Annotated in this window: 18 protein-coding genes and 1 pseudogene; 10 read left to right on the forward strand and 9 right to left on the reverse strand. The window is 63.2% G+C overall.

Annotated elements, in window-relative coordinates:
* Nucleotides 1-42: 42 nt before the first annotated feature.
* The 3 genes from gabT to G5V57_RS09785 all read left to right on the forward strand — a co-directional run bounded on the left by gabT (nt 43) and on the right by G5V57_RS09785 (nt 2659).
* Entirely contained in the window at nt 43-1344 is a 1302-nt protein-coding gene (gene gabT, locus G5V57_RS09775; RefSeq protein ID WP_165167312.1) for a 4-aminobutyrate--2-oxoglutarate transaminase, read from the forward strand.
* A 131-nt stretch (nt 1345-1475) separates the two neighbouring features.
* Nucleotides 1476-2030 carry a L,D-transpeptidase gene (locus G5V57_RS09780; protein WP_246737586.1) on the forward strand — a complete coding sequence of 185 codons (555 nt, stop codon included), beginning with the start codon at nt 1476-1478 and terminating at the stop codon, nt 2028-2030.
* Nucleotides 2031-2206: 176 nt separating this feature from the next.
* Nucleotides 2207-2659: a thiol-disulfide oxidoreductase DCC family protein gene (locus G5V57_RS09785; RefSeq protein WP_165167314.1), complete on the forward strand. Its 453-nt coding sequence runs from the start codon at nt 2207-2209 to the stop codon at nt 2657-2659.
* Between the two features lie 215 nt (nt 2660-2874).
* Here G5V57_RS09785 and G5V57_RS09790 read toward each other — a convergent pair whose 3' ends face one another.
* Together G5V57_RS09790 and G5V57_RS09795 are read right to left on the reverse strand one after the other, a co-directional pair.
* On the reverse strand, nt 2875-3687 hold the full coding sequence (locus G5V57_RS09790; RefSeq protein ID WP_165167315.1) for a class I SAM-dependent methyltransferase: 813 nt from the start codon (nt 3685-3687) through the stop codon (nt 2875-2877).
* Nucleotides 3688-3742: 55 nt separating this feature from the next.
* Nucleotides 3743-5335, reverse strand: a complete 1593-nt coding sequence (locus G5V57_RS09795) for a peptide chain release factor 3 (RefSeq protein ID WP_165167316.1) — start codon at nt 5333-5335, stop codon at nt 3743-3745.
* Nucleotides 5336-5555: 220 nt separating this feature from the next.
* Between G5V57_RS09795 and sdhC the strand changes: the two are divergent.
* From sdhC to G5V57_RS09815, 4 genes and pseudogenes are all read left to right on the forward strand, one after another.
* Nucleotides 5556-5959: pseudogene (gene sdhC, locus G5V57_RS09800) on the forward strand (succinate dehydrogenase, cytochrome b556 subunit).
* A complete protein-coding gene (gene sdhD, locus G5V57_RS09805) occupies nt 5956-6327 on the forward strand; it encodes a succinate dehydrogenase, hydrophobic membrane anchor protein (protein ID WP_165167317.1) in 372 nt (123 codons plus the stop codon). Before sdhC ends, sdhD begins: the two are co-directional and overlap by 4 nt.
* A gap of 4 nt (nt 6328-6331) precedes the next feature.
* Nucleotides 6332-8173 carry a succinate dehydrogenase flavoprotein subunit gene (gene sdhA, locus G5V57_RS09810; RefSeq protein WP_165167318.1) on the forward strand — a complete coding sequence of 614 codons (1842 nt, stop codon included), beginning with the start codon at nt 6332-6334 and terminating at the stop codon, nt 8171-8173.
* Nucleotides 8174-8187: 14 nt separating this feature from the next.
* Nucleotides 8188-8964, forward strand: a complete 777-nt coding sequence (locus G5V57_RS09815) for a succinate dehydrogenase iron-sulfur subunit (protein ID WP_165167319.1) — start codon at nt 8188-8190, stop codon at nt 8962-8964.
* Between the two features lie 131 nt (nt 8965-9095).
* Here the strand turns inward: G5V57_RS09815 and G5V57_RS09820 are convergent, their stop codons facing one another.
* The 7 genes from G5V57_RS09820 to G5V57_RS34995 form a co-directional block, all read right to left on the reverse strand.
* The gene (locus tag G5V57_RS09820) at nt 9096-9857 is read right to left on the reverse strand and encodes an ABC transporter permease (protein ID WP_165167320.1); all 762 of its coding nucleotides are present in this window, start codon (nt 9855-9857) and stop codon (nt 9096-9098) included.
* A complete protein-coding gene (locus G5V57_RS09825) occupies nt 9854-10708 on the reverse strand; it encodes an ABC transporter permease (RefSeq protein WP_165167321.1) in 855 nt (284 codons plus the stop codon). Before G5V57_RS09825 ends, G5V57_RS09820 begins: the two co-directional genes overlap by 4 nt.
* Nucleotides 10705-11748 (reverse strand): ABC transporter ATP-binding protein, encoded by a 1044-nt coding sequence (locus tag G5V57_RS09830; protein WP_165167322.1) that lies wholly within the window; start codon nt 11746-11748, stop codon nt 10705-10707. The genes G5V57_RS09825 and G5V57_RS09830 overlap by 4 nt, the downstream gene beginning before the upstream one ends.
* Nucleotides 11749-11926: 178 nt before the next feature.
* Nucleotides 11927-13048 carry a PotD/PotF family extracellular solute-binding protein gene (locus G5V57_RS09835; RefSeq protein WP_165167323.1) on the reverse strand — a complete coding sequence of 374 codons (1122 nt, stop codon included), beginning with the start codon at nt 13046-13048 and terminating at the stop codon, nt 11927-11929.
* Nucleotides 13049-13095: 47 nt separating this feature from the next.
* A complete protein-coding gene (locus tag G5V57_RS09840; RefSeq protein WP_165167324.1) occupies nt 13096-13944 on the reverse strand; it encodes a cupin domain-containing protein in 849 nt (282 codons plus the stop codon).
* Nucleotides 13931-14623, reverse strand: coding sequence for a TetR/AcrR family transcriptional regulator (locus G5V57_RS09845; protein WP_256378659.1), 693 nt, complete (start codon nt 14621-14623; stop codon nt 13931-13933). Before G5V57_RS09845 ends, G5V57_RS09840 begins: the two co-directional genes overlap by 14 nt.
* Before the next feature lie 75 nt (nt 14624-14698).
* Nucleotides 14699-15160 carry an RT0821/Lpp0805 family surface protein gene (locus tag G5V57_RS34995; RefSeq protein WP_165167326.1) on the reverse strand — a complete coding sequence of 154 codons (462 nt, stop codon included), beginning with the start codon at nt 15158-15160 and terminating at the stop codon, nt 14699-14701.
* A gap of 158 nt (nt 15161-15318) precedes the next feature.
* Here G5V57_RS34995 and pdxH point away from each other — a divergent pair, with 158 nt between their 5' ends.
* From pdxH to G5V57_RS09865, 3 genes are all read left to right on the forward strand, one after another.
* Nucleotides 15319-15924, forward strand: coding sequence for a pyridoxamine 5'-phosphate oxidase (gene pdxH, locus G5V57_RS09855; protein ID WP_371744758.1), 606 nt, complete (start codon nt 15319-15321; stop codon nt 15922-15924).
* 75 nt (nt 15925-15999) lie between these two features.
* Entirely contained in the window at nt 16000-16755 is a 756-nt protein-coding gene (locus G5V57_RS09860; protein WP_165167328.1) for an SDR family NAD(P)-dependent oxidoreductase, read from the forward strand.
* The gene (locus tag G5V57_RS09865) at nt 16748-17887 is read left to right on the forward strand and encodes a PLP-dependent aspartate aminotransferase family protein (protein ID WP_165167329.1); all 1140 of its coding nucleotides are present in this window, start codon (nt 16748-16750) and stop codon (nt 17885-17887) included. Before G5V57_RS09860 ends, G5V57_RS09865 begins: the two co-directional genes overlap by 8 nt.
* Nucleotides 17888-17982: the final 95 nt, after the last annotated feature.

The following is a 17982-nucleotide window of genomic DNA, read 5'->3' on the forward strand; positions in this document are numbered from 1 at the left end:
GGAGGTAGAACGCCGCAGCATTTCCCGTCAGGAGACCATAACATGAACGTCAAGGCATCGGCCAAGGGCCTCAACGAAGCTTGGGTTGAAAGACGCGCCAAAGCGGTTTCACGCGGCGTCGGCATGGCCGCGCCGGTGATCGCGGCGCGCGCCGAAGATTCCGAGATGTGGGACATCGAAGGCCGCCGCTATATCGATTTCGGCGGCGGCATCGCGGTGCTCAACACCGGCCATCGCCATCCGGCGGTGATGAAGCGCGTGCAGGAGCAGCTCAACGCCTTCACCCATACCTGCTTCATGGTGGCGCCCTATGCGCCCTTCATCGAGCTCGCCGAGAAGCTCAACGCCATCGCCCCGATCTCGGGCGACAAGAAGAGCCTGTTCGTCACCACCGGTGCCGAGGCGGTCGAAAACGCCATCAAGATCGCCCGCGCCCATACCGGCCGCAGCGACATCATCTGTTTCCAGGGCAGCTTCCATGGCCGCACTTTGCTCACCATGGCGATGACCGGCAAGGTCGTCCCCTACAAGACGAAGTTCGGCCCGATGCCGGGCGGCGTGTGGCATGTGCCCTTCCCGGTCGCCCATAAGGGCATCACGGTCGAGGATTCGATCCATGCTATCGAATGGCTGTTCAAGGCCGATGTCGAGCCGTCGCGCGTGGCGGCCATCGTCATCGAGCCGGTGCAGGGTGAAGGCGGCTTCTATGTGGCTCCCAAGGAGCTCATGAAGGCGCTGCGCAAGATCTGCGACGATCATGGCATCGTGCTCATCGCCGATGAGATCCAGTCGGGCTTCGGACGCACCGGCAAGTGGTTCGCCATGGAGCATATGGGCGTCGAGCCCGATCTGATGACGGTCGCCAAGTCGCTCGCCGGCGGTTTCCCGCTGGCCGGCGTCGTCGGCCGCGCCAAGATGATGGACGCGCCGGAGCCCGGCGGCCTCGGCGGCACCTATGCCGGCAACCCGGTGTCCTGTGCTGCCGCTCTCGGTGTCTTCGACGCCTTCGAACAGGACAAGCTCCTCGAAAAGGCGGAGAAGCAGGGCAAGCTCATGGTCGAGCGGCTCAAGGCCATCAAGGCCAAGAACCAGGGCATGCCGATCGGCGACATTCGCGCTTTGGGCGCCATGGTCGCCTTCGAGCTGGTGACCGAGCGTGGCGGCAACAAGCCGGATGCCGCCGCCGCCAAGGCGCTGGTCGCCAAGTGCCTGGAGCGTGGCCTCATGATCCTGAGCTGCGGCGTCTATGGCGACACGATCCGCCTCCTGACCCCGCTCACCGCGTCGGAAGCCATCCTGAAGGAAGGCCTCGACATCCTCGAATCCGCCATTTTGGGCAACTAACTTCTACTCCTGAGATTGCAATGAGGCGGCGATCATCCGGTCGCCGCTTCTTTTTTGGCGCTGATCCGAAACAAGCGACGGAACCGGCTTCGCAATCCGTCTAGACTATGTATAGCCTCGGGAGATTCTTCATGCATCGCCGCCTGTTCCTGTCCGCTCTCGCCTCGAGCCTGGGAGCCGCGGCCTTTCCTGGGCTCGCCGAGGCGGCCAAACAGAATCGCCAGCGCTATCGCGGTGCCGAAGTGGTCTATTTCGAAAGCTATGAGCAGCCGGGCACAATCATCGTCGATACCGGCAAGCGCGCCCTCTTCTATATACTGAGCGAAAGCGAAGCGATCCGGTATGGCGTCGCCGTCGGCAAGGAAGGTTTCTCCTGGGCCGGCATCGCCAAGATCGGACGCAAGACCGAATGGCCGCGCTGGACGCCGCCCGCCTCGATGATCAAGCGCAAGCCGGAGCTCGCCAAATTCGCCAATGGCATGCCGGGCGGCCCCAACAACCCTCTGGGCGCCCGCGCCCTCTATCTCTTCGACAACGGCCGCGACACGCTATTCCGCATTCACGGCACCAACGAACCGCAGTCGATCGGCACCGCCGCCTCCTCAGGTTGCATCCGCATGCTCAATGAAGAGGTCACCGAGCTCTATGAAAGGGTGCCGGTCGGCGCCAAGGTGATCGTGCTGTAGCGCGCATCCCGGCGAAGTGGAATCACTTCGCCGATAAGGATTCGCGCCAGTTCAATATGCTGGAGCAAATCCTTATCGCCAAAGTCTTCAACTTTGGCGGGATTTGCTCTAGCTGCGGCGCTGCGCCTCAGGGATGCCGCGCAACGGATGTCCCACATTATATTCCGGAGCACATCATGCCGGGAAAGAGCTGGAAGCCTGAGCCCGCCCCAGACCTGCCGGACGGCCTCGTCCTGTTCGACGGCTATTGCCATGTCTGTTCGGGCGGCGTGCAATTTCTGTGGGCACGCGATAAAATCCAGCAGTTTTCCTACGTCCCGTGCCAGTCGCCCTGGGGTTATGAGATCATGGCGCGCTACGGCATCGACCGCGATTTCGCCGAGACCTTCGCTTTCGTCGACAAAGGCTACATCCTGTTCAAATCGGACGCCGCCATCGCCATCATGCAACGGCTTCCCTATTGGCGCTGGGCTTCGTTGGGATGGATCGTGCCGCGTTTCATACGCGACCCGCTCTACGATCTCCTGGCGCGCAACCGCTACAAATGGTTCGGCAAGCGCGATGTTTGCATGACCCTTCCAGCGGGGGCGAAGGCGCGCTTCCTTACTGAAGCCCCGGCAAAGCAATAGGTGTGCGCGGCAAAAAAGGGCCCCTGACGGGGCCCTTTCGGCGAGAGATTCTTCAATCTCAGAAGTGGAAATTCGGGCCGGCGCGGAGGACGAAGAGATCTTCCAGTTTCGCGAAATCGCCTTCCGACGAATCATCCACCAGATCTTCCGTCTTCTCCTTGTCGTTGAACATGAAATGCGGCGATGACGCAGGAGTATTAAGCCCGGCCTGGGACCTACACTTTGCGGCCCCAGGCCTGGAAAATGCGCGGCATTGAGACAACCGTGTCGGGGCGGGAGTTGAACTCCTCGATCTCCCGGCTGATCCGGGCAATGTCCTCGGCGCTGGCGAGTCCTTCCGCCTTGAGGCCATCGCCGATCGCCGCGAAGGTGAGTGCGGCGACATCCTTGGCGCCGCCCTGGCGCGAGAAGGGTTGCACCACGGTGGTCCCGACATCCCGGAACCCGGCCTGTTCCAGGACCAGGTCCAGGCGCCGCCCGATGATTGGGTCGCCGCCGCGCCGCCGTGACAGGGCCATATAGAGATCCGAGGCGGTATTGAGCGCCGGACTTTCCGGGTAGGTGAAGCGTCCGGCGATATCGATGTCCTCGACAAGGATCATGGCGCCGGGCTTGAGTGCGCGCTTAGCCTGCGTCAGCAGATCCTGCGGCGTTCGCAGGTGGGTGAGGATGAAGCGGGCATAGACGAGATCAGCCGAAGGCACGGGCCAGGCTTGCGTGACGTCGCAAGCCTCGAAGCGGAGATGGCCGAGGCCCTGCGCCTGGGCTTCGGAACGAGCCCAGCCCAGTTTCTCCTCATCGAGATCGATGCCGATGACTTGACCCTTGGGGCCGACATGCCTTGCCAAGGCGAAGGTCACATCGCCACCGCCACAGCCGACATCGATGGCGGTGAGGCCGGCGAGAGGCCCGGCTCGCTGCAAGTGCAGCTCGGTGGTCGGCGCCAGCACTTGCGCCAGCACCGCGAGTCGGGACCGCCCGATTTCTCCGCCCTTGATGGGATAGAACTTCAGTGCATCCTTCGTCATGCCGCTTTCCTCCCAGAGCTCGGTGAATCTCGCTCCACCTGCCGGCACATTTACGTCAGGCCTGCTTCTGATAATCCTTCACGTCCGCAAACGCGATCTTGGGCCAGCGCTCCTGCTCATATTGCAGCAGAAAGGCGCTGCCGGCGAGAAACACCGGCGCCTGGTCGAGATCATACGCCATGCTGGAGCGATTGGCTTCGATGAAGCGCTCGAGCTCGCTCGTATCGTCCGACGATATCCAGCGGCAGATCGAGAAACGTGGCGTCTCATAGGCGATCGGCAAACCATATTCGCCTTGCAGGCGCTCGGCCAGCACGTCGAGCTGCAACGCGCCGACCACGCCCACCATGGCGTTCGAACCGTCAAAGGGCAGGAACAATTGCACCACGCCCTCTTCCGCCATCTGCTGCAGCGCTTCGCGCAGCTTCTTCGCCTTCATCGCGTCCTGCAGCTTGATGCGGCGCAGGATTTCCGGGGCGAAGCTCGGCACGCCGCGGAATACCAGGTCCTCGCCCTCGGTGAGCGTGTCGCCGATGCGCAAGGTACCGTGATTGGGAATGCCGACGACATCGCCGGCATAGGCCTCGTCCGCCAGCGCGCGATCCTGAGCGAAGAAGAATTGCGGCGCCGACAGGCTGATCGGCTTGCCGGTGCGCACCAGCTTGGCCTTCATGCCGCGCTGCAGCTTGCCGGCGCAGACGCGCAGGAAGGCGATACGGTCGCGGTGATTGGGATCCATATTGGCCTGGATCTTGAAGACGAAGCCCGCCATTTTGGGTTCGCTGGCTTCCACCATGCGGCTTTGCGCCTGCTGGTTGCGCGGCGAAGGCGCATAGGCGCCCAGTCCGTTGATGAGATCGCGCACGCCGTAATTGCGCAACGCCGAGCCCCAGAAGACCGGGGTCAGATGGCCCTCGCGGAAGGATGTCAGTTCGAAGGGCTTCGAGCCGTCGCGCGCCAGCACCACTTCGTCGTGGAAAGAGCTCGCTTCGTCCGCCGGCAGGAGGCTGGCGATCACAGGATCATCAGGGCCGGAGAGCTGGCGGGGCGTTTCCTCGGAATCGAGGCCGCGCAACGTATTGCGGGCGAGATCATAGGTGGCGGCGAAGCTGCGGCCCCGCCCGACCGGCCAGGTCATCGGCGTGACGTCGAGCGCGAGCGTCTTTTCGATCTCGTCGAGAAGGTCGAAAGGATCGCGCGTCTCGCGATCCATCTTGTTGATGAAGGTGACGATCGGGATGTCGCGCAGACGGCAGACCTCGAAGAGCTTGCGGGTACGCGCCTCGATGCCCTTGGCGGCGTCGATGACCATGATGGCGGAATCGACCGCGGTCAGGGTGCGGTAGGTGTCCTCGGAGAAGTCGGCATGGCCCGGCGTGTCGAGCAGATTGAAGACATGGCCGCCATATTCGAAGGTCATCACCGAGGTGACGACGGAAATGCCGCGCTGGCGCTCGATCGCCATCCAGTCGGAGCGCGTCGAGATGCGGTTCTTCTTCGCCTTGACTTCGCCGGCGAGTTGGATCGCGCCGCCGAACAGCAGGAATTTCTCGGTCAAGGTGGTCTTGCCGGCGTCCGGATGCGAGATGACCGCGAAAGTGCGCCGCCGCGCCACTTCGGCAGCGGCCGATGTTTGCATGATGTTCATGATTTTGGGCTCTTTTCCGGCCGGTCCCTAGCACCTCAACCCCGCCCTGTCACCCCTGGCGCCTCGGAAGCGACAAACATGATCGGGTTCAAATACTTAACGCACAGATGGACGGCAAAGTGCGCCCCGCGTTCCTGCACATACGCCATGCCGTATCGATCATTGCGGTGCAGCATGGACCGGGCTAAAAGGCCAACCTAGCTGAGACCAAATACGACCAATGGCTGAAACACATACCGACAAGCGGCCCCTGTCGCCGCATCTGCAGATCTACCGGCCGATGCTGACAACGGCGATGTCCATCGTCCATCGCATCACCGGCATCGCCCTCTATTTCGGCATTATTCTCCTCGTCTGGTGGCTCATCGCCGGCGCCGTTTCGGCGGAGATTTCGCCATGACGCAGGCGGTCTTCGGCCACTGGCTGAGCAAGATCATCCTGTTCGGTTTCACCTGGGCGCTGATCCACCACATGCTGGGAGGCCTGCGCCATCTCCTCTGGGATACCGGCCACGGCTTCAAGCTCCCCGCTGTCGAATTCATGGCCCGCGCCAATCTCATCCTTTCGATCGTCCTGACGCTCGCTCTGTGGATCGGCGTCTATCTCGCGCGGGGCACGCTATGAGAACACCTCTCGGCATGGTGCGGGGCTTAGGGTCCGCCAAGACCGGCACCGAACATTGGTGGCTGCAGCGCGTGACGGCGGTTGCCAATATCCCGCTTGTCCTCTTCCTCGTCGTCTTCATCCTCTCTCATCTGGGCGCCGATCACGCCGCTTTGGTCGCCAGCGTCAAGCATCCGCTCATCGCCATCGCGTTGATCGCATCCTTCCTGTCGATCCTCTGGCATATGCGTCTCGGCATGCAGGTCGTTATCGAGGACTACATCCATGGCGGCTGGCGCATCGCCTGCCTGATCGGCAATGCCTTCTTCACCATCGCTCTGGGCGTCGCCGCTCTCTATGCGATCCTGTCCATGAGCTTTGGAGCCTGAGCGCATGGCCGCGCCTGAAAACACCGCAACCGCGCCGAAATCCTTCACCATCGGCGGTCGCGCCTATCCCATCATTGATCATAGTTTCGACGTCGTTGTCGTCGGCGCCGGCGGCTCAGGCCTTCGCGCCGCACTCGGCGCCTCGCAGGCGGGCCTTAAGACCGCCTGCATCAGCAAGGTGTTCCCGACCCGCTCGCACACGGTGGCCGCACAGGGCGGCATCGCCGCCTCGCTCGGCAATATGGGCCCCGACAACTGGCGCTGGCACATGTATGACACCGTCAAGGGCGCCGACTGGCTCGGCGACCAGGACGCCATCGAATATATGTGCCGCAATGCGCCGGTCGCGGTCTATGAGCTCGAGCATTTCGGCATGCCCTTCTCGCGCACCGAGGAAGGCAAGATCTATCAGCGGCCCTTCGGCGGCCATATGATGAATTTCGGTGACGGCCCGCCGGTGCAGCGCACCTGCGCGGTCGCCGACCGCACCGGCCATGCCATGCTGCATACGCTCTATGGCCAGTCGTTGCGCTATTCGACCGAGTTCTTCATCGAATATTTCGCCCTCGATCTCATCATGGAGAACGGCGCCTGCCGCGGCGTGATGGCGCTCTCTTTGGAAGACGGCTCGCTACATCGTTTCCGCGCCCATCGCGTCATCCTCGCCAGCGGCGGCTATGGCCGCGCTTATTTCTCCGCCACGTCCGCGCATACCTGCACTGGCGACGGCAATGCCATGGTGCTGCGCGCCGGGCTGCCCTTGCAGGACATGGAATTCGTGCAGTTCCATCCGACCGGCATCTATGGCGTGGGCGTCCTCATCACCGAGGGGGCGCGCGGCGAAGGCGGCTATCTCACCAATTCGGCGGGCGAACGCTTCATGGAGCGCTACGCGCCATCCGCCAAGGATTTGGCGTCCCGCGACGTCGTCTCGCGCTCGATGACCATCGAGATCCGCGAGGGCCGCGGCATCGGGCCGGAGAAGGACCATATCCATCTCCATCTCGAGCATCTCGATCCCAAGATCCTGGAAGAGCGCCTGCCCGGCATCAGCGAATCGGCCAAGATCTTCGCCAATGTCGACGTCACCCGCGATCCGATCCCGATCGTGCCGACGGTGCATTACAATATGGGCGGCGTGCCGACCAATTATCATGGCCAGGCGCTGGCCGGCGATCCCACCGATCCCGAAAAGGTGGTGCCGGGCCTTTATGCGGTCGGCGAAGCCGCCTGCGTCTCCGTCCATGGCGCCAACCGGCTCGGCTCCAACTCGCTCATCGATCTCGTCGTCTTCGGCCGCGCCGCGGCACTTAAATGCGCCGAGGAGATCGAGCCCAACATGCCGCATGCCGAATTGCCGAAGGATGCCGGCGAGGCCTCGATCGCGCGCCTCGACCATTATCGCTTCGCCAATGGCGGAACGCCGACCGCGCAATTGCGCAACCGCATGCAGCGCGCCATGCAGAACGACTGCGCGGTGTTCCGCACCGGCGAGGTGCTTGCACAGGGCAAACAGCTCATTGCCGATGTCTGGCAGGCGGGCGACGACATCAAGGTTTCCGACCGCTCGCTGATCTGGAATTCGGATCTCGTCGAGACGCTCGAATATGACAATCTCATTCTGCAGGCGGCGGTGACCGTCGAGGGCGCCCTGGCGCGCGAGGAAAGCCGCGGCGCCCACGCAAGAGAAGACTTCCCCGAGCGCAACGACAAGGACTGGATGAAGCACACTCTCGCCTGGGCCGACGATGCCAAGCGCGAGGTGAAGCTCGGCTATCGCCCGGTGCATGATTACACGATGTCCAACGATATCGCCTATATCAAGCCGAAGGCGCGGGTTTACTAGGAGTTATGGAATAGATGGTTGCCTTCAGCCTGCCGCGGAACTCCAAGATCGAGACGGGCAAATCCTGGCCCAAGCCCGCGAGTGGCGATCTCAGGGAATTCCGCATCTATCGCTGGTCGCCGGACGACAATCAGAATCCGCACATCGACACCTACCATGTCGACATGAAGTCCTGCGGGCCGATGGTCCTCGACGCGCTGATCAAGATCAAGAACGAGCAGGATGCGACGCTGACCTTCCGCCGGTCCTGCCGCGAAGGCATCTGCGGCTCCTGCGCCATGAATATCGACGGCACCAACACGCTCGCCTGCCTCAAATCGATCGAGGACGTGAAGGGGCCGGTGAAGATCTATCCGCTGCCGCATATGCCGGTGGTCAAGGACCTGGTGCCCGACCTCACCCGCTTCTATGCCCAGCACCGTTCGATCGAGCCCTGGCTCAAGACCACCACGCCGACGCCGCAGGCCGAATGGAAGCAGTCGCGCCCCGACCGCGCCAAGCTCGACGGCCTCTATGAGTGCATTCTGTGTGCCTGCTGCTCGACCTCGTGCCCGAGCTACTGGTGGAACGGCGATCGCTATCTCGGCCCCGCCGTCCTGCTCCAGGCCTATCGCTGGCTGATCGACAGCCGCGACGAGGCGACCGGCGAGCGCCTGGACAATCTCGAGGATCCGTTCCGGCTCTATCGCTGCCACACGATCATGAACTGCGCCAAAGCCTGCCCGAAGCATCTGAACCCGGCCAAGGCCATCGCCGAGATCAAGAAGATGATGGTCGAGCGGCGGCTCTGACGACTACCCTCACCCTGAGGTGCGAGCGAAGCGAGCCTCGAAGGGTGTGTTCCAGCCATTTCGCTCTATCCTGAGGGACGCTTCGAGGCCCGGCTACGCCGGGCGCCTCAGCGTGAGGGTATTGCAACAACTCACCCCTTATACTTGCTCACTTTGAGCGCCAGCGCCGAGAGCCCCACCGTCAGCACCAGAAGGATAGTCGCGATCGCGTTGATCGAGGGATCGAGCGTGGTGCGCATCTTGCCCCAGACGAAGGTCGAGATCGTATTGCCGCCGCCGATGGTGAAGGAGGCGATGATGAAATCATCGAGCGAGATGGCGGCACTGACGAGCGCGGCGCCGATGAGGGCGCTGGCGATCTGCGGCAGCGTGACGAGCCGGAAAGCGTTCCAGCGCGAGGCGCCGAGATCGCGCGCCGCATCGACGGTCGCCTGATCGAAGCGTGCCAGTCTCGCCATGACGATCAGGATGACGAAGGGCTGCGCCACCAGAATGTGGCCCAGGATGACGACCGGCAGGCCAAGCCCCAGCCCTAGGCCGCGCACGAAGAGCACCACGATGGCGATCGCCACCACCAGCGGCGGCAACAGCACCGGCAGCGACAGAGCGGCAAGGGCGCTCTTCACCACATTGGGCGCCGCCTTCGTCAAGGCGAGCGCCGCGCAGGTGCCGGTGACGGTGGCGAGGATCGCCGTCGCCAGCGCGACGATCAGGCTGGTCCAGAAGGCGGAATGGAAGCCCGTGTCGCGCGCGAGCTTCGCATACCAGTCGAAAGTGAGCTCGCCCATCGGAAAGCCGATCAGCGCATTCGATCCGAAGGAGAACAGCACGACGAGCAGGATCGGCCCCAGCATGAAGAGAAGAAACGCCGCGACGACGAGACGCCAGATCATGACGCAGCTCCTCCTTGCCGGTGCCGCATCATCCGGCTGCCGAGCGCCGCCAGCGCGCCTATCACCAGGAGGCAGGCGAAAAGCAGGCCGAAGGACATGGCCGACCCGGCCGGCCAGTTGAAATTCGTCGAGAATTCGAGAAGCACGAACTGGCCGAGCATGCTGCCCGAGGTGCCGCCGAGAAGCATCGGCGTCACATAGTCGCCGGCGGCGAGCAGGAAACAGAAGGCGAAGGCGGAGAACAGACCCGACAGGCATTGCGGCACGATGACCCGGCTCAGCACCTGTGCGCCCGATGCGCCCAGGTCCCGCGCCGCTTCGACGGTCGCTTCCGAGACGTTCCGCAGCGCGGCATAGATCGGCAGGATGGCGAAGGGCAGCAGGAAATGCACGAGCGCCACGATGACGGCGCCGCGGCTATAGATGAGGATGGCGAGCGGCTGGTCGGTGAGGCCCAGCCCCATCAGCGCCTGGTTGAGAAGACCATCGGCGCCGAGGATCGACTTCCAGGCATAGATCTTGACCAGATAGCCGCCGAACAGTGTGATGAGTGTGGCGACGAGCAGGAGATCGCCGAAGCGCCCGGCCTTGAAGCGCGCCGCATAGGCAAAAACGAAGCCGAGCGAGGTGCACAGGAAACCGACCGCGAGACCGATCGCCAGCGTGTAGATCGTCAGGTCGCCATAGACGCTGAGGAAACGCTGCCAGGCGGCAAATGAGAAGTCGGGCTGCAGCTTGAAGCTCTTCACCGACCAGAAGCTCACCGCGAAAAGCAGCATCACCGGGATCGCGAAGATGCCGATCAGCACGGCGAAGGAAGGGACGAGCAACAGGATGAGGCGGCGCATCATCTTTGTCCCATATCGATGACCTGCTGGTCCTCCCAGCCGACATTGAGTTGCGCACCGATGCGATAGCGCTCGCCGGCATCGGCCTCGCTGCTGCGCAGAATGAGGGTTTCGCCGCTCGCCAGCCGCAGCGCCACTTTGAGCGAGGCGCCGAAGAAGACCGCATCCGTGACGACTGCCGGTACTCCTTTGGGCCGGGGCAGCACGCGTTCGGGGCGCACCACGGCGCGCACCGGTCCATCGGGACCCGGACTCGTGAAGTGAGGGCCGGCCTTGAGCGTCACGCGCCCCTGCCGCCGCTCGCCTTCGAGCAGGCTCGTCTCGCCGACGAAATCGGCGACGAACAAGGTGGCGGGCTCGAGATAGACCTGCGCCGGACTGCCGATCTGCTCGACCCGGCCCTGATTCATCACCGCCACCAGACTGGCGAGCGCGAAGGCCTCGCTCTGGTCATGGGTGACGAAGATGAAGGTGCCGCCGATCTCCTGATGGATGCGGCGCAGCTCCTCCTGCATCTGGTGACGCAGCTTGAGGTCGAGCGCCGCGAGTGGCTCGTCGAGCAGCAGGATCTTGGGCCGCATGATGAGGGCGCGGGCGAGCGCCACGCGCTGTTGCTGACCGCCGGAGAGGCGGTCGATCATGCGCTCGCCGAAGGCCTCGAGCCTGACGAGGCGCAGCGCATCCTGCGTCCGCTCTGCGATCTCCGCGCGCGGCATCTTCTGCAGCGCGAGTCCGAAGCCGACATTCTGGGATACGGTCAGATGCGGAAACAGCCCATAGCTCTGGAACACCATGTTGGTCGGACGCTTCTCCGGACCGAGCCTGGTGACGTCACGGCCTTCGATGGCGATCGATCCGGAGGACGGCTCGATGAAGCCCGCGATCATGCGCAGCAGCGTGGACTTGCCGCAGCCCGACGGGCCCAATATGGCGCAGAAGTCCCCCGCCTGGACATCGAGATCGAGCGGCTCGACCGCGCGCGCCGCGCCGAAGGATTTGGAGAGACCGGAGAGCTTGAGGAGCGGAGTGGACGGAGCGGTCATAGCAAAGCAATTTCACACTTACCCTCGCCCCCAACGGGGGAGAGGGAGGGACCCAATGCGCAGCATTGGGAGGGTGAGGGGGAACTGACGGTGAAGCCTTTTATGTTTCACTGATAATCTCTCCGCCGTTTCCCCCTCACCCTAGCCCTCTCCCCCGCGGGGGGAGAGGGGATTGGCATCACGCCTTCAAGAAGCGCTGATATTCCTCCATCACCTGCGCATGGGTGACGAAGTCGCCTTCCGGCTCGATCGGCCAGAACGGATAGAACCGCGCCTTCTCGAACAGCTTCGGCAGATTGTCATACTGATAGATCTTCTTGTTCTTCTCATCGACCAAGGGCAGCGCCGCCTTGGTGATGATGGCTTGGGTGAGCGCATCGGCGATCTGCTTTTGGCCCTCGGGCGAGATCGACTGGCTGAGGAGCTTGTAGGCGAGATCGCGGTTAGGCGCACCCTTGGGAATAGCGAGCGTGTCCATGAAAACCATGGCGCCCTCTTCCGGCACGACGAAGTCGAGTACCTTGTTCTTGGCGGCGGCGAAACCGACCATCGCGTCCCAGCCGATCACCGAGGTCACCACCTCGCCCCTGGCGAAGAGATCGACAGCCTCGCCATAGGAGGCCGAGAAGGTGCGCGCATGGTTCTTCTTGACGGTGATCAGGAAATCGATCGTCTTCTTGAGCTCGTCCATGGTAAGGCGCGTTGCAATCTTGGCGCCGGTGACGATCGGCGACCAGGTGGCGAGGAGCCCGGTCATGTCGTCGACCATGGCGACCTTGCCTTTGACGTCATCCTTCAGCGCATCCTTCCATGAGGTCGGCTTGGCCGTCGCCGCCGGGTCATAGACCATCGACAGCGTGCCCCAGCTGAACGGCACCGCATAGAGCTTGCCGTCCTTGCGGATCGTCTCGACATTGAGGAATTCCGGGAAGATGTCGGCGATACCGGAGACCTTGCTCTCGTCGATTGGCTCGATCAAATCGGCGGCGATCAGGATCGGGATGTGCCCGTAATAGATGGTGATGAAATCGATCTGGCCGGCGCCGCCCGCCTGCAGCCGCGTGATGATTTCCTCATTGGTGTTGATATAGGTGGTGGCCAGCGCGATGCCGTTGTCCTTCAGAAACGAGCCGATCTTCAGCGGCTCGTCATAGCCCTGCCAGCCGACCCAGTTCACTGTCGTGTCGGCGAGAGCGGACCCGCCAAAGGCCAGCGTGCCCGAGGCCGCGGCCATCGCCGCCAGGAATTGGCGGCGGTCCATCTTCAATAGAAGAGCGAGATCATCCTTATGCAATGCCATGGCTTTTCTCCCTGATGACTGTTCTCGTTGCGTGTCATGGCTCCGGCTCAATAATCCGGCGCCACGCCGAAGATCACCTTCGATCTCCCGTCCGACGTGTTGAAGAACGCATGGCGCGTGCCACCCGGAATGAAGGCGGCGTCGCCCGGATTGAGTTCCCACCAGTTCGGCGTTTCGTCGGGTAGATAGATGTTACTCCTTCCGTCGAGATTGTAGATGACCTTGTCGCCCTTGTGGCTGATCCATTCACACTCCTGTCCGGCGTGAAGGTCAATAATACCGACGGTCAGTTTTTCATTGGCGCAGACGAGGCCGACGCGCATCGGGCGCGTCTCGCCGACGATCTCATAGACATACTCGCCCTCACGCACGAGCGCGGCGCGCTGCTGGGGTGAGGCTTTCGCCGGCGGGAAGCTGCCCAGGGCTTCGCGGGGACTGAGCTTGATATTGTCGAGCCAGGGCTGTTTCACCGCATAGGCCTCGACTGCCTCCAGCGTGCGCGGCGTCAGGCATTCGAGGATATGCGAGGTCTCGGCGCCGAAATTATAGCCCCAGTGCCAGGTATTGGGCGGGAAATAGAGCGTGTCGCCTTTCCTCAGCACATGCACCTCGCCGGTCTCCGGGCAATGGAAGGTGAACTCGCCCTTGAGGCAGTGATAGGTCTCGGCGCAATTGTAATAGGTCTTGAAGTCGGGCGAATTGCCGAACCGCGCGCCCACCGACATCTCGAAGCTCATCATGTGGATCTTCGGGCTCGAGCCATAGATCCAGTCCGACACATATCGCGCCTTCTCATCGCCCCACAGGAAGCGCGGCGTCTCATGCGCCTTGATCAGGGTCGGGCGGTCATAGGATATGCCTTCGGGGCCTTGCGGCTTGAACTTACTTTGGTTCATTGCGGGTCCATTCGAGAAGACGCGCCGCGACCTTGGACTTCAGGTCCGGGTCGAAACGCATCAGGTTGAAATTTTCGGCAAGCCACAGGCCGTCAATGGCGAGACGGATGATGGTCGCCAGCACCGGATCGAGCCCGTCACTTTCGACATCGGCCTGGGTGCGGGCACCCTGATCCTGCACCGGCGCCAGCCTTTCCGGGAAAGCGAGCAGTGCGGTGGTGATGGCGGCGCAGAGATTGTCGAAGCCCGCCCCGGTCAGCGGCGTCATGCCGAGACTCGCTTTGACATAGGCGCGGGTGGCGCGGCCCTTGGTGTCCGGATCATCGGCGCCGGCCTCGACGAGCGCGTCGTCGAACCAGGCGATCGAGCGCTCGATCATCGCCGCGGCGAGATCTTCCTTGGAGCGGAAATGATAGAGAAGCCCGCCTTTCGAGATGCCCGAACGGGCGGCGACCGCATCGAGGGTCAAGGCGCGCACGCCGTCACGGGCGACGACCGCCTCGGCGGCGTCGAGAAGCAGGGCACGGGTGTCGCGAGCGGCAGGGGGACGCCATGGCCAGTTTCCTCTTAAGGCAACTGTACCGTCCAGACGGTTTGTGTCAAGTCGATGGAAATTCCGGCCGCCGCGCTTTCGCCCCTCACTATTTGGCGATGCGCTGATCGCTCTCCGCGCCTTCATCAACCTGGGGTTTGCCTACTTCCCCTACTGGATAAGAGCGCAGAGAGATATTGCGGTATCCGAGACGGTGGCGAATTAGCCGACGACGCGCCAGCTGCCGTCGCGCATCTCGCAGGCCGTGCCTTCGATCAACTCCGGCTCGCCCTCGACCCAGATCGTGTGCTCGAAATCGCGGCACATGCGGTCATCATCGTCGCGATAAGAGCGGCGCGGCTTGATGCGGCCGCGATGGCCGTTGTTGGGATTCTCCCAAGAGGCTTCGCGGCCGGTGCGGAAGGAACGGTCGGCGGCATAATAAGCGCGCTCGCGGTCGGCATCGTCAAGATTGCGCCCGACCGCACCGCCGACCACCGCGCCCAAAGCGGCGCCCAGGATCGTCGCCGCCGCTCGGCCCTTGCCGCCGCCGATCGTATTGCCGAGCAGACCGCCCGCCACACCGCCGATGACGGCGCCGCCGGTTTCCTTCGGGCCCGAATTGGCGCAGCCCGCGAGCAGAAGACCCGTGGCGACAATGACGACAACACACTTGGATTGCATTCGACTTCCCCAGCACTCTAAAGAAACTAGAAACCCACCCCGATGGGCGCATGCCTGACTAAGCCCAGGCAATGGCGGCAAGACGGGCGAAATATGGTAAGTCTGAGGCATAGCAACGAGCGGTTAACCAGATGTCACTGAGCGATCTTCCTACCCTAATGGCAGCCCAAGGTTTCACCGAGCGCGCGGAACCGATCTCGCTGTTCGAGGAATGGCTGAAGGATGCCGGCAAGAGCGAGCCCAACGACCCCAATGCGATGGCACTCGCCACCGTCGATGAAGAGGGCCTGCCCAATGTGCGCATGGTGCTGCTGAAGGCGGTGGATGGCCGCGGCTTCGTCTTCTACACGAACTACGAAAGCCAGAAGGGCCATGAGCTCCTGTCGGCGAAGAAAGCCGCGCTCTGCTTCCACTGGAAGTCGCTGCGTCGTCAGGTCAGGGTCAGAGGCCCGGTCGAGACCGTGAGCGACGCCGAGGCGGATGCCTATTTCGCCTCGCGCCCGCGCGACAGCCGCATCGGCGCCTGGGCCTCGCAACAGTCGAGACCGTTGAAGGGCCGCTTCGAGCTCGAGGCCCAGGTCGCGCTCTATGGCGCGCGCTACGCCATCGGTGAGGTGCCGCGCCCGCCTTACTGGTCGGGTTTCCGCTTGCTGCCGAGCTCCATCGAGTTCTGGCACGACCGGCCTTTCCGCCTGCATGACCGCGTCGTTTTCCGCCGCGAGATACCGCAGGGTGGCTGGAGCAAAACTCCGCTATACCCATGAGCATCGCATCGCCGATGCGAGTTGTCCGAAAACCACGCGCACTTTTCGGCCCGATGCTCTAAAGAAAAGCAGGTCATGACCAATATTCCCGACAGCGAACGCAAGACTCTGATTCTCACCGGCGCCTCGCGCGGCATCGGCCATGCAACGGCGAAGCGCTTCTCGACCGCCGGTTGGCGGGCGATCACGGTGTCGCGCCATCCCTTCCCGGAGGATTGCCCCTGGGATGCGGGACCTGAGGATCACATCCAGGCCGATCTCGCCGATCCGCAAGAGACGGTCGGGGCAATCGCCCAGATCAAGGAACGCCTCAAGGCGCAGGGCTCGCGCCTTTATGCGCTCGTCAACAACGCCGCCATCTCGCCCAAGAAGCCGGGCGGCGGCCGCCTCAATTCCATCGAGACGTCGGAAGACGACTGGAAGACGGTCTTTCAGGTCAACTTCTACGCCCCGATCATGCTGGCCCGCGGCCTCATCGACGAACTCACCCGCGCCAAGGGCGCCGTCGTCAATGTCACCTCTATCGCCGGTTCGCGCGTGCATCCCTTTGCCGGTGCTGCCTATGCCACCTCGAAAGCGGCACTTGCCGCTCTGACGCGCGAGATGGCCACCGATTTCGGCCCCTTCGGCGTCCGCGTGAACGCCATCTCGCCGGGCGAGATCGAAACTTCGATTCTGTCGCCCGGCACCGAGAAGATCGTCGCCCAGATCCCGCTGCATCGCTTGGGCCAGCCCGAGGAAGTGGCGAAGTCGATCTATTTCCTGTGCACCGACGCGTCGAGCTATGTGACCGGCGCCGAGTTGCACATCAATGGCGGCCAGCATGTCTAATCGTAATCTGCGTCCTGAGACTATTGCGGCGCATGCGCTGAAGGCGACCGACGCCACGACGGGATCGGTCGCCCCGCCGCTTTACACTGCGTCCACTTATGCGCGCGATGAAACCTACACGCCGAAGCTCAAGGAGAACTACATCCGCAGCGGCAATCCCACGCTGTGGCATGCCGAGGAGGCGGTGGCGGCTCTGGAACTGGGCGAGGAAGCGCTGCTCTTCGCATCCGGCATGGCGGCGATCACGACGCTCCTGGAGACGGTGCCGCAAGGTGCCCATGTCGCCGCCCCCGATGTCATGTATTACGGCACGCGCGACTGGCTGAAGCGGCTGGAGGCCAAGGGCCGCATCGAGCTGACCCTGTTCGACGCCGCCGACCCCAAGGCGCTTGCCGGCGCACTGCGCAAGGGCAAGACCGATCTTGTCTGGATCGAGACACCGCTCAACCCGACCTGGGATGTGATCGACATTGCCAAGGCCGCCGAGGCCGCGCATGCCGTGGGCGCCATCCTCGCCGTCGATGCCACCGCCAGCGCCGCCGTCACCACCCGGCCGCTCACCCTCGGCGCCGATATCGTCTTCCATTCGGCGACGAAATATCTCAACGGCCATTCCGACGTGCTCGCCGGCGCGCTCGTCACCCGGCAGGCCAATGCGCGCTGGAAGGAGATCCAGGCCTTGCGCACCAAGATCGGATCGCCGCTGGCGCCGTTCGAATGCTGGCTACTCATCCGCGGCCTGCGCACGCTGTATGTGCGCTATCGCCAGGCATCGGCCAATGCGCTCGCCATCGCACGCCATTTCGAGAAGCATCCGAGGATCGAGCGGGTGCTGTATCCGGGCCTCGCCTCGCATCGCGGCCATGCGATCGCCAGCCGCCAGATGACCGACGGCTTCGGCGGCATGATTTCACTGCTGATCAAGGGCGATGCGGGGGAAGCGGTCCGCGTCTGCACCCGCCTCAAGGTCATCGTGCCCGCGACGTCCCTGGGCGGTGTCGAAAGCCTCGCCGAGCACAGGAAGACGGTGGAGGGTCCGGAAAGCCCGGTTCCCGACAATCTCATCCGCCTGTCGATCGGCATCGAGCATGCCGACGACCTCATAGCAGATCTCGACCAGGCGCTGGGCTGAGGAATTTACTGGATCCCGGCTTGCGCCGGGATGACGGCAGGGGGTGGACGACGCCTTATGCCCCCTCTGGAACCGCCCACCTCTTCTCCCCATAT

This window comes from Nordella sp. HKS 07 (assembly GCF_011046735.1).
GTDB lineage: Bacteria > Pseudomonadota > Alphaproteobacteria > Rhizobiales > Aestuariivirgaceae > Taklimakanibacter.

Coding starts and splice junctions, on each gene's coding strand:
- G5V57_RS34995 (WP_165167326.1), bottom strand. CDS start 15,160: ATGCAATCCAAGTGTGTTGTCGTCATTGTCGCCACGGGTCTTCTGCTC.
- G5V57_RS09790 (WP_165167315.1), bottom strand. CDS start 3,687: ATGACGAAGGATGCACTGAAGTTCTATCCCATCAAGGGCGGAGAAATC.
- G5V57_RS09830 (WP_165167322.1), bottom strand. CDS start 11,748: ATGACCGCTCCGTCCACTCCGCTCCTCAAGCTCTCCGGTCTCTCCAAA.
- G5V57_RS09820 (WP_165167320.1), bottom strand. CDS start 9,857: ATGATCTGGCGTCTCGTCGTCGCGGCGTTTCTTCTCTTCATGCTGGGG.
- G5V57_RS09815 (WP_165167319.1), top strand. CDS start 8,188: ATGGTTGCCTTCAGCCTGCCGCGGAACTCCAAGATCGAGACGGGCAAA.
- G5V57_RS09845 (WP_256378659.1), bottom strand. CDS start 14,623: ATGAAGGCGCGGAGAGCGATCAGCGCATCGCCAAATAGTGAGGGGCGA.
- G5V57_RS09780 (WP_246737586.1), top strand. CDS start 1,476: ATGCATCGCCGCCTGTTCCTGTCCGCTCTCGCCTCGAGCCTGGGAGCC.
- sdhA (WP_165167318.1), top strand. CDS start 6,332: ATGGCCGCGCCTGAAAACACCGCAACCGCGCCGAAATCCTTCACCATC.
- G5V57_RS09860 (WP_165167328.1), top strand. CDS start 16,000: ATGACCAATATTCCCGACAGCGAACGCAAGACTCTGATTCTCACCGGC.
- sdhD (WP_165167317.1), top strand. CDS start 5,956: ATGAGAACACCTCTCGGCATGGTGCGGGGCTTAGGGTCCGCCAAGACC.
- G5V57_RS09835 (WP_165167323.1), bottom strand. CDS start 13,048: ATGGCATTGCATAAGGATGATCTCGCTCTTCTATTGAAGATGGACCGC.
- G5V57_RS09795 (WP_165167316.1), bottom strand. CDS start 5,335: ATGAACATCATGCAAACATCGGCCGCTGCCGAAGTGGCGCGGCGGCGC.
- G5V57_RS09825 (WP_165167321.1), bottom strand. CDS start 10,708: ATGATGCGCCGCCTCATCCTGTTGCTCGTCCCTTCCTTCGCCGTGCTG.
- pdxH (WP_371744758.1), top strand. CDS start 15,319: ATGGCAGCCCAAGGTTTCACCGAGCGCGCGGAACCGATCTCGCTGTTC.
- G5V57_RS09785 (WP_165167314.1), top strand. CDS start 2,207: ATGCCGGGAAAGAGCTGGAAGCCTGAGCCCGCCCCAGACCTGCCGGAC.
- G5V57_RS09865 (WP_165167329.1), top strand. CDS start 16,748: ATGTCTAATCGTAATCTGCGTCCTGAGACTATTGCGGCGCATGCGCTG.
- G5V57_RS09840 (WP_165167324.1), bottom strand. CDS start 13,944: ATGAACCAAAGTAAGTTCAAGCCGCAAGGCCCCGAAGGCATATCCTAT.
- gabT (WP_165167312.1), top strand. CDS start 43: ATGAACGTCAAGGCATCGGCCAAGGGCCTCAACGAAGCTTGGGTTGAA.